Genomic DNA, 11,847 nt, shown 5'->3' on the forward strand with positions numbered 1-11,847 from the left:
GGCGCGCCTTATGCTTTTTCGATGTTGACCAGAAAGGCCTTGAACTCGGGGGTCTGGGCATTGGCGTCCCCGATGCCGGGGCTCAGCGTGTTGGCCAGATAGCCCTTGCGCGTGGTGCCTTCGTAGCCCCAGTGGCAGGGAATGCCGATCTGCTCGATCTCCTGGCCATCGACCTGCAGCGTCATCACGCGCTTGGTCACCACGGCCTTGCCCTTGATGTGGCCGCGCTTGCTGGAGACGCGGATCATGTCGCCGGCCTTGATGCCTTTCTTGTCGGCCAGCTTTTCCGAGAGTTCGATGAACTGTTCGGGCTGGACGATGGCGTTCAGGCGCGAGTGCTTGGTCCAGTGGCGGAACATCTCGGTGATCGAGTAGGTCGTGGCCACATAGGGGAACTGCTCGCGCGAGCCCATGCGGGCGGCATCGTCGGCAAAGACGCGCGCCACGGGGCTCTTGCTGACCTGGGGGTGCAGCGGGTTGGCGGCCAGCGGGCTTTCGGTGGGTTCGTAGTGCTCAGGGAAGGGACCGTCGTTCATGTCCTTGAGCGAGAACAGGCGGCCCAGACCGTCGGGCTGCATGATGAAGGGGCTGACGCCGCTGTTCGGCGCTGCCGTCAGCGGGTAGTCGGGCACGTCCGCGCCGCCCCATTTCTTGCCGTCCCAGTGCAGGATCTGGCGCTTGGGATCCCAGGGCTTGCCCGAGGGATCGGCCGAGGCGCGGTTGTACAGCACGCGGCGGTTGGCCGGCCAGGCCCAGGCCCAGCCGGGGGTGTTGCCATGTCCGGTGTCGGTGTTGTCGCGGCGCGCCATCTGGTTGCCGGCTTCGGTCCACGAACCGGCAAAGATCCAGCAGTAGCTCGCGGTGGTGCCGTCATCGCGCAGCATGCCGAAATCGGACAGCAGCGATCCCTTCTTGGCGATCAGCTTGCCGCTGTCGTCGTACAGGTCCGCCAGCGCATAGCCGTTGGTTTCCTTGGCCACTTCCTCGGGGTGCGGATCGTAGGGGTTGTGGTATTGCCAGCGCGTGTTCATCAGCGGCGCCGGGTTGGCACCGCCTTCCTTGGCGTACAGCTCGCGCAGCTTCATGAAGATGCCGCCCAGAATGCGGCCGTCATGGCGCGCCTCGAACGGCGGCTCCTGTGCGGCCCAGTGCCACTGCAGCCAGCGGCCGGAGTTGACGATGGTGCCGTTTTCCTCGGCAAAGCACGACGAGGGCAGGCGGAACACCGTGGTCTGGATTTGGGAGGGGTCCACGTCGTTGAATTCGCCGTGGTTCTTCCAGAAGGTGGAGGTCTCGGTCTGCAGCGGGTCGATGATGACCAGGAACTTGAGCTTGGACAGCGCGTCGCGGATCTTGCCGGAGTCGGGCATGGCCGCCACCGGGTTGAAGCCCTGGGCGATGTAGCCGTTGACCTTGCCGCGGTACATCAGATCGAAGTAGGCCAGCATGTCGTAGCTGCGATCCCACTTGGGCAGCCAGTCGTAGCCCCAGCTGTTCTCGCGCGTGGCATGGTCGCCGTACAGGTCCTTCATCAGGCTGACGAAGAACTTGGGCGTGTTCTTCCAGAAGTTGACCTGGCCGGGCAGATCGGCCTGCGGCGTGGACTCCTTCAGGTAGTCGTCGATGGTCTGCTGTTGGTCGGTCGGCAGGTTCAGGTAACCGGGCAGACGCGTGGAGAGCAGGCCCAGGTCGGTATAGCCCTGGATGTTGGAGTGACCGCGCAGCGCATTCACGCCGCCTCCGGCCATGCCGATGTTGCCCAGCAGCAGCTGGATCATGGCCGAGCCGCGGATGATCTGGGCGCCCGCCGTGTGGTGGGTCCAGCCCAGTGCGTACAGGAAGGTCGCGGTGCGGTCGGGCACGCAGGTGCTGGCCAGTTGCTCGCACACATGCAGAAAGTCTTCGACCTGGGTGCCGGTGATGGTGTTCACCATCTCGGGCGTGTAGCGCTCCACATGCTTCTTCAGCAGGTTCAGCACGCAGCGCGGGTGCTGCAGCGTCAGGTCCTGCAGCGCATGACCCTGGGCATCGCGCTCGTAGGTCCAGCTGCTCTTGTCGTAGCTCTTCTTGTCGGCGTTGTAGCCGCTGAACAGGCCTTCTTCGAAGCTGTAGTCCTCGCGCACGATCAGGCTGGCGTTGGTGTAGGCCTTGACGTATTCGTGCTGGATCTTGTCGTGCTGCAGCAGGTAGTTGACGATGCCCATCAAGAAGGCCGCGTCGGAGCCGGCGCGGATCGGGGCGTAGAAATCCGCCACCGACGCGGTGCGGTTGAAGCGCGGATCCACCACCATCAGATGGGCTTTGTTGTGGATCTTGGCTTCGATGGCCCACTTGAAGCCCACGGGGTGGGCTTCCGCCGGGTTGCCGCCCATGACCAGAATCACGTTGGCGTTCTTGATGTCCACCCAGTGGTTGGTCATCGCCCCGCGGCCGAACGAGGGCGCCAGGGCCGACACCGTGGGGCCGTGGCACAGGCGCGCCTGGCAGTCGAAGCCGACCATGCCCAGTGCGCGCGCAAAGCGGAAGTCCAGCACGCCGGTTTCGTTGGATGCGGCCGACGAGGCCAGCATGCCGGTGCTGAGCCAGCGGTTGACCACCTGGCCCTTCTCGTTCTTCTCGATGAAGTTGGCGTCGCGGTCGTCCTTGAGCAGGCGGGCGATGCGCTCGTTGGCTTCGTCCCAGCTGATGCGCTTCCACTCGTTGGTGCCGGCTTCGCGCACCTCGGGGTACTTCAGGCGCTGGTCGGAGTGGATGTAGTCGAGTGCCCCCGCGCCCTTGGGGCACAGCGAGCCGCGGCTGACCGGGTGGTCCGGGTCACCTTCGATGTGGAAGATCTTGGCCTTGGCGTTTTTGGCGCCGTCGCCCAGGCTGTACATCAGCATGCCGCAGCCGACCGAGCAATAGGTGCAGTTGTTGCGGGTTTCCTTGGCGCGCAGCAGCTTGTACTGGCGGGGCAGGGTGGCCATGGCCACCGAGGGGGCAAAGCCCAGGGCTGCAGCCGTCGCACCGGCCGCACCGGCGCCACAGAGCTTGAAGAATCTTCTTCTGCCGTGATTCATCGTGATTCGTTTTTCTTCAACCGCGCTCCCATGACCATGGAGGGCGTTAGGTTTGCAGGCGCGGCATGCATGCGCCTGGTGAGCCGGGGGGATAGCCCGGACTCGAAGCCTCGACCTTGACGATTGCCCACGCATTGCCGGACCTCACGGGCCACGTCGAATGTTGAGGGGTGCCAATGGCAAGCAATTGAACCGGTGCGGCAGGCGCCGGTTCGCAAAGCGAGGAATTGCGTGAAGACCCTCAAGTCTTCATGTCATCCAGTTCCTACAAGGAGACGGGAAGGCACGCGAATCTATTCACCTCACACCTTGATGTCCAGCAAACATGAGCGCAAGCCTCGGGTATGCATTCCCCGCGCGCACGGTCACCGCAATGCATGCACTCAATCCAGCAGGGCCACACCCTTGACCTGGGCCCAGGCGGATTGGCCGGCGCACAGGCCCATCTGCTGCACCGAATGCTGGCTCAGCCGGGCCAGCAGCATGGTGGCGCCAGCCTGCACCTGCAGCATGGCGTAGCCCGGGGCTTCGGGCTGGATGGCGGCTATCTGCACCGGCAGCACATTGAGAATGCTGGAATACGCGGGTGGCACCAGCGCCACACTCACGTCCCGCGCCTGGATGCGCAGGCGCACCGCCGTGCCGGGGGCGCGAGCCTGGGTGCCGACCAGGCGCAGCTGGCCACCGTCGAACTGCGCCGTGGTCAGGTGGTCGCTGGCGTCGTGTTGCGTGACCGTGGCGGGCACCACGGCCGCTGCCGTGTCCCCGTGGGCCAGGGGCAGGTCCAGGCGTGCCAGCAGTTGGGCCGTGTGGCCTTCGGCCACCACCCGGCCGGCGCGCAGCAGCACCAGGTGGCTGGCCAGGCGTGCCACCTCGTCCAGCGAATGGCTGATGTAGAGCACCGGAATGTCCTGGTGGGCCTGCAGACGGTCCAGATAGGGCAGCACCTCGGCCTTGCGTTCGGCATCCAGCGCCGAGAGCGGCTCGTCCATCAGCAGCACGCGCGGGCTGGTGGCCAGGGCCCGGGCGATGGCCACGCGCTGGCGTTCGCCGCCGGACAAGGTGGATGGCTTGCGCGGCAGCAGCGGTGCAATGCCCAGCAGCTCGATCACCTGCTCCAGCGCCACACGCTGGCGGGCAGCCGGGGTGCGGCGCAGGCCGTAGCGGATGTTGTCCTCGGCCGTGAGGTGGGGGAACAGGCTGGCTTCCTGGAACACATAGCCCAGGGCGCGCTGGTGCGTGGGCAGCCAATGCCGGGCCGCGTCGTCCTGCCAGACATCGCCGTTCACGGTGACGCGGCCATGCGCGCGCTCCAGCCCGGCGATGCTGCGCAGCAAGGTGGTCTTGCCGCAGCCGGATGGGCCGAACAGGGCCGTGACGCCCTGACCGGGCAGGTTGAGCTGTACATCCAGTGCAAAGTCGGCGCGCTGCAGTTGCAGGTGGGCCGCAATGCTGCGGTCGTTGGAGTGGGGCGCGGTCATAGTGGAGAGGCGTGGCGGTGTTCGCGCGGCTGCAGCCAGCTCAACAGCACCAGTACCACAAAGGCAAAGGCGACCATGCCGCCGGCCAGCCAGTGGGCCTGGGCGTATTCCATGGCTTCCACATGGTCGTAGATCTGCACCGACACCACGCGGGTCACGCCGGGGATGTTGCCGCCCAGCATCAGCACGATGCCGAATTCACCCACGGTGTGGGCAAAGCTCAGCACGGCGGCGGTGATGAAGCCGGGCCGTGCCAGCGGCAGGGCCACGGTGAAGAAGCGGTCCAGCCGGCTGGCGCCCAGTGTGGCCGCCACTTCCAGAGGGCGGTTGCCGATGGACTCGAAGGCGCGCTGCAGCGGCTGCACGGCAAACGGCAGCGAGTACACGACCGAGCCCACCACAAGCCCGGGGAAGGTGAAAGGCAGGCGCCCCAGGCCCAGGGCCTCGGTCAGCTGGCCGATGGGGCCGTGGGGCCCCATGGTGACCAGCAGATAGAAACCGATCACCGTGGGCGGCAGCACCAGCGGCAGTGCCACCACGGCACCGATGGGCCCACGCCAGCGCGAGCGCGTGTGTGCCAGCCACCAGGCCAGCGGCGTGGTCAGCACCAGCAGCAGCACGGTGGTGACGCTGGCGAGCTCCAGCGTCAGGCGGATGGCGGCCCAGTCTTCCGGGCTGAGGTGGGGTGTGTTCACGGCATGGCGGCAGAAAGCCGCACTATATAAAAACCAGAGGGGCGCTGTTCCGGCGCAGGTGGCCAGGACAGCGGGATCCCCTTATGCGGAAACCCGCGCGGTGCGCGCAGGTGCACTGTGGTGCTTAGAAGGCGTAGCCATAGGACTTGATGATGGCGCGGGCCTTGTCGCCCTTGAGGTAGTCCATCAGCGCCTTGGCGGCGGCATTGTCCTTGGCGCTGTTCAGCACGATGGCGTCCTGGTGGATGGGCTCGTGCATGGAGGCGGGAACGATCCAGGCCGAGCCTTCACGGATCTTGCCGTCTTCCATCACCTGGGACAGCGCCACAAAGCCCAGTTGCGCATTGCCGCTGGCTGCGAACTGGTAGGTCTGGCCGATGTTCTCGCCCAGCACGGTCTTGGGCTGCACCTGGGCGGTGAGGCCCAGCTTGCCCAGGGTTTCCATGGCAGCCAGGCCGTAAGGGGCCAGCTTGGGATTGGCGATGGCAATGTGCTGCCAGTCATTGCGCTGGAGCACGGCACCCTTGTCGTCCACATAGCCTGCCTGCTTGCTCCACAGCACCAGCTGGCCGATGGCATAGGTGAAGCGGCTGGCGTCCACGCCCTTGCCTTCCTTGGCGATCTTTTCGGGCGTGGTGTCATCCGCAGCCAGCAGAATGCCAAACGGTGCACCGTTGCTGATCTGGGCGTAGAACTTGCCGGTGGCCCCAAACGACAGCACGGCCTTGTGGCCCGTGTCCTTCTCGAACTGGGCAGCAATCTTCTGCATCGGGGCGGTGAAGTTGGCGGCCACTGCCACGGACACTTCGTCGGCGTGGGCCGCACCGGCCAGCAGCACCGCACAAGCGAGGGTCAGGTGGCGCAGAGGGAAAGACTGGGACATGGTTCGCTATTCCTTATTTGAATAGCGCGAAGTATAGCCATCCCGTCCGCCTGCAACTTTTTGTGCAGGCATGATGCGGGGCTATGGCTGACCGCACCGCTTCTTCTTCCCCCATGCCCGCGACGGCTTTGCTCGATGCGCTGGGCCACAGCATGTCGGACAAGCGCATCGAGGTGCTGCGACACCTGGTGCACAACGGCTCCATCTCCCAGTCCGCGCGCGACTGCGGCATCAGCTACAAGGCGGCCTGGCAGGCGCTGGACACCTTGACCAATCTGGCGGGGGTGACCCTGGTGGAGCGCAGCGTGGGCGGCGCCGGCGGGGGCGGTGCCACGCTGACCGAGGCCGGTCATGCCCTGCTGCAGGCGGCCGATGCCATGGAGCGTGCCCGCTCCGAGGTGCTGGCCCGCTTGCAGGGCGCCGGCCTGCACCAGCCGGTGCTGGCACGCCTGGCCGTACGCACCAGCATGCGCAACCAGTGGCCTTGCACGGTGCAGTCGCTGCACACCGAAGGCGGCCGTGTGACCGTGCTGCTGCACACCGACAGCCGCCATGCGGCCCCGTTGCGAGCCCAGGTGACGCGCGAAAGTGCCGAACTGATGGGGCTGTTTCCCGGCCAGGCGGTGCTGGCCATGGCCAAGGCCACAGCGGTGCAGGTGCTGTCCGGGGCGGCGGCGGCCGATGGGTTGCAGGCCACGGTCTGGGACGGCGAAGTGACGCGGGCCGATACCGGCGAGGGCGCGGAAGTGGCTGTGCGCCTGCCGGGCGGCGTGCATGTGGTGGGGTTTGCCGTGGGCGCGCCGCTGCAGCCCGGCGCGCAGGTACAGGTGCGCATTCCTGCGGCGGCCGTGGTGCTGGCGCTGGTGGATGGGGCAGGTCTGGCCGGTGCTTGATGCATGTCAATCCCGCCGATGGCCGGTGGTGGGATAGTGGGCCTAATGTGACCCCTGGTACGGCGGATACACGCCAGCCATGGCGGACAGGTATCGGGGATACCTCATTTTTGACACAATACGGACCATACCGCATGACTCTGCCCGGGGAGGCAGCGCACCACATTGAGAGCTATCTGTGAGTATCTTTGATCGCCTGAAATCCAATCTGTCCGGCAGTGATGCCGCTCCTGCCGCTGCGACATCCGCTGACGATGAGGGGAAGGTGGGCGGTGGCCGCTTCATGGGCAAGGACGAATCCCAGGCCATGCGCCGTGCGGAGCGTGCCGCCCCGGAAAAACCGGTGGAAAAAGGGCTGAGCGGACCAGGTGAGGTGTGGGTGTTTGTCTGCCCCAATACCCAGCGCCTGATTCTGGTGCCCCGGCTGGGAGCCGCCCAGGGCGAGGTGCTGACCCAGCACATGCTGTCCGATCTGCAGCGCATCGGCCTGTGCGAAGAGGTGTCCTACCACGCAGGCTACGACCAGTACTGGAAAATGCCGACGCAGGAAGCCATTTTGCGCATGCCCACGCTGCACAGCGTGGAAGTGCTGCCCATGAAGCAGATGAAGCTGACCACCCAGTTGGTCAAGCCGGGCGAGGCGCGCGGCTTCTGGATGCGGGTGCGCCTGCGCGAAGAATCGGAGCTGCCGCAGCCCGATTCGGCACAAGACAGCCGCGTGGGCTGATTCCTCCCAGGCCACCCAGCAGATACCGCCTTCGGGCGGTTTTTTCATGGGCAGGCCGGTGCATTCACTGCACCCCGCCCGTCACCGGCAAGCCCGACAGCAGGTGCCACTGGGTCTGCACCACGAAGTCGGCGTAATCCATGGGGCGCTGGATCTGGGCGTCGGCGCTGTTGGGCAGCACATAGGCCCAGGCACGCTGGCTGCTGGCGTCGTAGACCAGCTTGAACAAGTGGTCGGGAACCCAGACCTGGCTGCTTCCCAGCAAGTGCGGCACACCCTGGTAGAGCGGGCCGCTGAAGACAAACACATCGCCCGCCGCGCGCTGTGCGTATTTGCGCACATCGGCCTCCAGCTTGGCCCAGACCTTGCGGTTGTTGGTCGGGTCCTGGGGCACCATGTTCGTCAGGGCGAACGACTGGGCCATGCCGCTGGCGCTGTACTGGTTGGCGGCAGCGGCCATGTGTCCGCGGTCATAGCCGCTGCCCTGGTAGTCCGCCAGCGTGGCGCGCTGTGCACTGGGTACGCGCGCGTCGGCATAGAAGCGGTCGGTGCGTTCCTGGCCGGCCGCCTGCTGCAGGCGGCCCCGGTTCAGCCGCTCCACCACCACCATCGGCGTCTTGGTGCGGCCGGAATACAGCACGGCAAACCCTTCCGAGCACAGCGCGCGCGCAGCCCATTCGGTGCCGATGCTGCCTGGTTGCAGGACACGGCCGGCCGGAAACTGCTCACGGCAGGCCGCAAAGCCGCTGCTGTCGATGGCGGAGGAGGCTGTGGCGGTTGTTGGCGTGCTGGCCGTGGTCGCCGGCGATGCCGTGGGGCGTGTGGCCTGGGAGGGGGCGGGGGACTGGGCCCAGTTCCCGATGCGTTGCTTGACCAAGCGTGTGGCTTCATCGGCCAGTCCTTCGCCCCAGCCGCGCAGCTGCTGGCGCGCACCGTCCAGGTGGCTGCGCCAGGATTGGCTGAGCAGGCTTTCCGGACTGCGGGTCAGCAGGTCCCAGGGGCTCAAGGCCTGTACCAGCACGGCGTTGCCGAACAGGGCGCCCCAGATGAAGAACGCCAGGCGGCCGGTGAGCCGGTGCCTGAGTCGCTGGAACCAGTGGAGGGGAGCGGGAGAAGACTTGCGCTTGCGGGTGGCCATGGACACACAAAGCCGCTGCCAGCACCGTGGGCGCAGGCGACGCACGGCAGACAGGGCGGGCACGGGGAAAGGAGCGGCCGGGCGGGAACCGGAGGTGGTTGCTATTTTTCACATAGCAACTTATCTATGGAGTGTAAGCCTTACAAGCTTATCTTGTTGCAAATAACTGTAAAAATACCCAGGTGTCTTACGGGTGCCTGTGCCGCGGTTTTTGGCGCTTTGCTGCGAAAAATTCAGCATTTTCCCTGAAGCCCTGTTTTTTCTGCATATAATCATGGCTTCGGCGGCTGTAGCTCAGCTGGATAGAGTACTTGGCTACGAACCAAGGGGTCGTGGGTTCGATTCCTGCCAGCCGCACCAAAACGACAAGCCTCAGAGTGGAAACGCTCTGAGGCTTTTTCGTTTTCGGGGCCGTCTGCGGTCAATGTGCCGCCCGCTTTGGATGTCTGTGCACATCCGCATGTGCAACGCTCAGCTATCTATTGCACCCCCTACCCCATCCGCAGACCCGTGCGCAGTGCTGACGTCTTGGCGAAGCCTGCATGCCCCGCTCCGGGCGTAACGTCGGTGCGGGATCAGCGCTTGGCAAACACCAGGCGGAAGGTGCTGCCCTGGCCGGGCGTGCTGTCCAGCTCCATCACGGCGCCGTGGCGCTGCATCACGGTGTGCACAAAGGCCAGACCCAGGCCCACTCCCTGTATGTGGCTGGCTTCATGCTGGGCCAGGCGGGTAAAGGGCTGGAACAGTGTGGCCTGCTGCTCGGGGCTGATGCCATCGCCCTCATCGCGCAGCACCACCACCCAGTGCGCAGGGCGTTCTGTGATGCTGCAGTGCACGGTGCTGCCGGCGGGGCTGTATTTGACGGCATTGCCCAGCAGATTGCCCAGCACGCGGCGCAACTGACCGGGGTCGCCTGTGACCAGGGCTTCCGCCTCCTGGGGCATCCAGTCGATGTCGATCAGCTTGGCATGGGCGGCGGCCCAGCTGTCGTCCACGGCCTGCTCCAGCAGCAGGCCCAGCTCCACGGCTTCCTGGCGCGGGGGCTGCTGCTGGGCGCGGGCCAGGTGCACAAAGTCATCCGCCAGCGCCAGGGCGCTGCGGGCATAGCGTTCGATGCGCACTTCGGTGTCGCTGGACACCAAGGGGCCGGCACTGTCTGCCGCCCTGTGGCCGAAGGTGCGGTCCATCTCCAGCAGGGTGACGATGGCGCCGATCGGGGCGCGGATGTCGTGCGAGATGAAATGCATGGCCTGGTCGCGCTGGGCCATGGCCTGGCGCATGCGGGTGATGTCCACCAGGGTCAGCAGCCAGCCAGTGGTGGGCGGCGCGGCAAACGGGCGGCCCACCAGCAGCAGGTGGTTGCCCAGGCGGTCGGTTCCCTCATGCTGGAAGGACGCCTGTCCGCCCGCCAGGGTCTGCGGGTCGAACAGCGGTCCCTGGCTCTCGTTTTCCCGGGCCCCGGCCAGTAGCAGTTGCACGTCCTGGCGTTCCTGCAGCGTCTGGCCCAGCGACTGGGCATAGCGGTGGGCCGCGCTGTTGGCCAGCAGGATGCGGCCTTGCGGATCGCACACCAGTGTGGGGGAGGGCAGCTGCAGCAGGCTTTCGCTGACAAAGTGGTGCAGGGCACGCAGCTGGCGCGAGGCCTGCTCCACCGCCTGGATGCGCTGGGCCAGCATGTCCTGGCCCATCAGGCCGGACTGCAGCGGTGCCAGTGCGCCGCTGCGGCCCAGGTCGCGCATTTCATGCTCCAGAAAGCGGGCCGCGGCATTCAGGCGCCGCCAGCTCCACAGCGGGTAGGCCAGAGCCACCAGCAGCAGTGCCGCCGCAGGAGTCAGCACCAGTTGCCACCACAGCGGTGCCAGGGTGGCCGTCAGCAAGGTGGCGGACCACAGCAGCACGCAGGCGGCCAGCGCGGCCGAGGGGCCCAGCAGGGCCAGGGCCAGCAGAGTCAGCAGCACAGGCAGGACATTGAACAGCCGGTTGGCTGTGGCCGATGCCGGCGTCGCATGCGTGTGCTGGAGCGCACCATTGAGGATCTGGGCCACCATCACCACATTGGGGGTGTGCTGCGCCGTCTGGGTGGGGGTGGCGATGGATGCGGACAAGCCGGTGGCCAGGCTGCCGACCACCACATACTTGCCGCGGAAGGCGCTGGCGGGAATGGCGCCGCGCACCACGTCGATATAGGAATAGGTGGTGAATGCCGGGTTGCCGCCGGCAAAGCCGATGTATTGCAGGGCGGGCGGGGCACCGGCAGGCTGCGGCGCACACAGCGCATCCTGCGGCTGGGCCACGCAGCGCATGGCCAGGCCCAGGTGCAAATGGCTCTGACCGGCCAGGCCGGCGCGCGGTGCAAAGCTGCGTACGCCGCCATCGGCATCCACACGCAACTGCACATGGCCCAGGGCGGCGGCGGCCTGGACCAGGGCGGGCAACTGGCCCACGGGGCGGCCTGCCAGGTCTTGCGCCACCGGCAGCACCACGCGACCGCTGTCGGCAATAGCGCTGGCCAGCAGGGCGTCGTCGGCGGGGTAGTCCAGATCTTCTTCACTGAACAGCACATCCAGCCCGATGGCCTTGGGGTTCTGCGCCGAGAGGTGGCGCACCAGCTGGGCGTGGATGGCCCGGCGCCAGGGCCAGCGCCCAATGGCTTCGATGCTGCGCTCGTCGATGGCAATCACCACCACCTCGGGCGATGCCGGGCGCTGCTGCAGCCGGGTCGCCAGATCCTGCACCAGCAGATTGCTGCGCTCCAGCTGCTGCGGGCCGGCCAGCCACCAGCAGGCGGCCAGCAGCAGGGCGCTGAAGATCCACCATTCCCGCCGCAGTCCCAGGTGGCCCTGTGACACGTCAGAGGCGCGCAGCCGATTCAGCCAGCGCCACATGTGCGGGGCATGGCGGCTTGCCATGGTGCGCTAGGGGTGCGGAGGCCCAGCCGCTTTCTTGGCAAGGTCGACGAGGGTCTGGCGTG

Annotated in this window: 8 protein-coding genes and 1 tRNA gene; 3 read left to right on the forward strand and 6 right to left on the reverse strand. The window is 66.5% G+C overall.

Annotated features, from left to right (window positions below; genetic code table 11):
- Positions 1-8: 8 nt before the first annotated feature.
- The 4 genes from fdnG to modA all read right to left on the reverse strand — a co-directional run bounded on the left by fdnG (position 9) and on the right by modA (position 6,118).
- Positions 9-3,059, reverse strand: coding sequence for a formate dehydrogenase-N subunit alpha (fdnG, locus tag CT3_RS04215; RefSeq protein ID WP_083520590.1), 3,051 nt, complete (start codon positions 3,057-3,059; stop codon positions 9-11).
- Positions 3,060-3,442: 383 nt separating this feature from the next.
- A complete protein-coding gene (gene modC / locus CT3_RS04220) occupies positions 3,443-4,540 on the reverse strand; it encodes a molybdenum ABC transporter ATP-binding protein (protein WP_066540735.1) in 1,098 nt (365 codons plus the stop codon).
- On the reverse strand, positions 4,537-5,235 hold the full coding sequence (gene modB, locus CT3_RS04225; RefSeq protein ID WP_066540738.1) for a molybdate ABC transporter permease subunit: 699 nt from the start codon (positions 5,233-5,235) through the stop codon (positions 4,537-4,539). The genes modC and modB overlap by 4 nt, the downstream gene beginning before the upstream one ends.
- Before the next feature lie 124 nt (positions 5,236-5,359).
- Positions 5,360-6,118 carry a molybdate ABC transporter substrate-binding protein gene (modA, locus tag CT3_RS04230; RefSeq protein ID WP_066540740.1) on the reverse strand — a complete coding sequence of 253 codons (759 nt, stop codon included), beginning with the start codon at positions 6,116-6,118 and terminating at the stop codon, positions 5,360-5,362.
- 83 nt (positions 6,119-6,201) lie between these two features.
- Between modA and CT3_RS04235 the strand changes: the two genes are divergently transcribed.
- Both CT3_RS04235 and CT3_RS04240 read left to right on the forward strand, forming a co-directional pair.
- Positions 6,202-7,011 carry a TOBE domain-containing protein gene (locus CT3_RS04235; RefSeq protein ID WP_066540743.1) on the forward strand — a complete coding sequence of 270 codons (810 nt, stop codon included), beginning with the start codon at positions 6,202-6,204 and terminating at the stop codon, positions 7,009-7,011.
- Positions 7,012-7,189: 178 nt separating this feature from the next.
- Entirely contained in the window at positions 7,190-7,738 is a 549-nt protein-coding gene (locus CT3_RS04240; RefSeq protein WP_066540746.1) for a hypothetical protein, read from the forward strand.
- Between the two features lie 64 nt (positions 7,739-7,802).
- Here the strand turns inward: CT3_RS04240 and CT3_RS04245 are convergent, their stop codons facing one another.
- On the reverse strand, positions 7,803-8,876 hold the full coding sequence (locus CT3_RS04245; protein WP_066540749.1) for a DNA/RNA non-specific endonuclease: 1,074 nt from the start codon (positions 8,874-8,876) through the stop codon (positions 7,803-7,805).
- Between the two features lie 283 nt (positions 8,877-9,159).
- Here CT3_RS04245 and CT3_RS04250 point away from each other — a divergent pair.
- Positions 9,160-9,236: transfer RNA gene (locus CT3_RS04250), tRNA-Arg, on the forward strand.
- Positions 9,237-9,451: 215 nt separating this feature from the next.
- Here the strand turns inward: CT3_RS04250 and CT3_RS04255 are convergent.
- Positions 9,452-11,785 carry a CHASE2 domain-containing protein gene (locus tag CT3_RS04255; protein WP_225608831.1) on the reverse strand — a complete coding sequence of 778 codons (2,334 nt, stop codon included), beginning with the start codon at positions 11,783-11,785 and terminating at the stop codon, positions 9,452-9,454.
- Between the last annotated feature and the right edge of the window lie 62 nt (positions 11,786-11,847).

The sequence above is a fragment of the Comamonas terrigena NBRC 13299 genome (assembly GCF_006740045.1).
GTDB lineage: Bacteria > Pseudomonadota > Gammaproteobacteria > Burkholderiales > Burkholderiaceae_C > Comamonas > Comamonas terrigena.

Bases quoted from the DNA above. Each gene is read 5' to 3' on its own strand.
- CT3_RS04255 (WP_225608831.1), bottom strand. From the start codon at position 11,785: ATGGCAAGCCGCCATGCCCCGCACATGTGGCGCTGGCTGAATCGGCTG.
- modC (WP_066540735.1), bottom strand. From the start codon at position 4,540: ATGACCGCGCCCCACTCCAACGACCGCAGCATTGCGGCCCACCTGCAA.
- fdnG (WP_083520590.1), bottom strand. From the start codon at position 3,059: ATGAATCACGGCAGAAGAAGATTCTTCAAGCTCTGTGGCGCCGGTGCG.
- CT3_RS04245 (WP_066540749.1), bottom strand. From the start codon at position 8,876: ATGGCCACCCGCAAGCGCAAGTCTTCTCCCGCTCCCCTCCACTGGTTC.
- modA (WP_066540740.1), bottom strand. From the start codon at position 6,118: ATGTCCCAGTCTTTCCCTCTGCGCCACCTGACCCTCGCTTGTGCGGTG.
- CT3_RS04235 (WP_066540743.1), top strand. From the start codon at position 6,202: ATGGCTGACCGCACCGCTTCTTCTTCCCCCATGCCCGCGACGGCTTTG.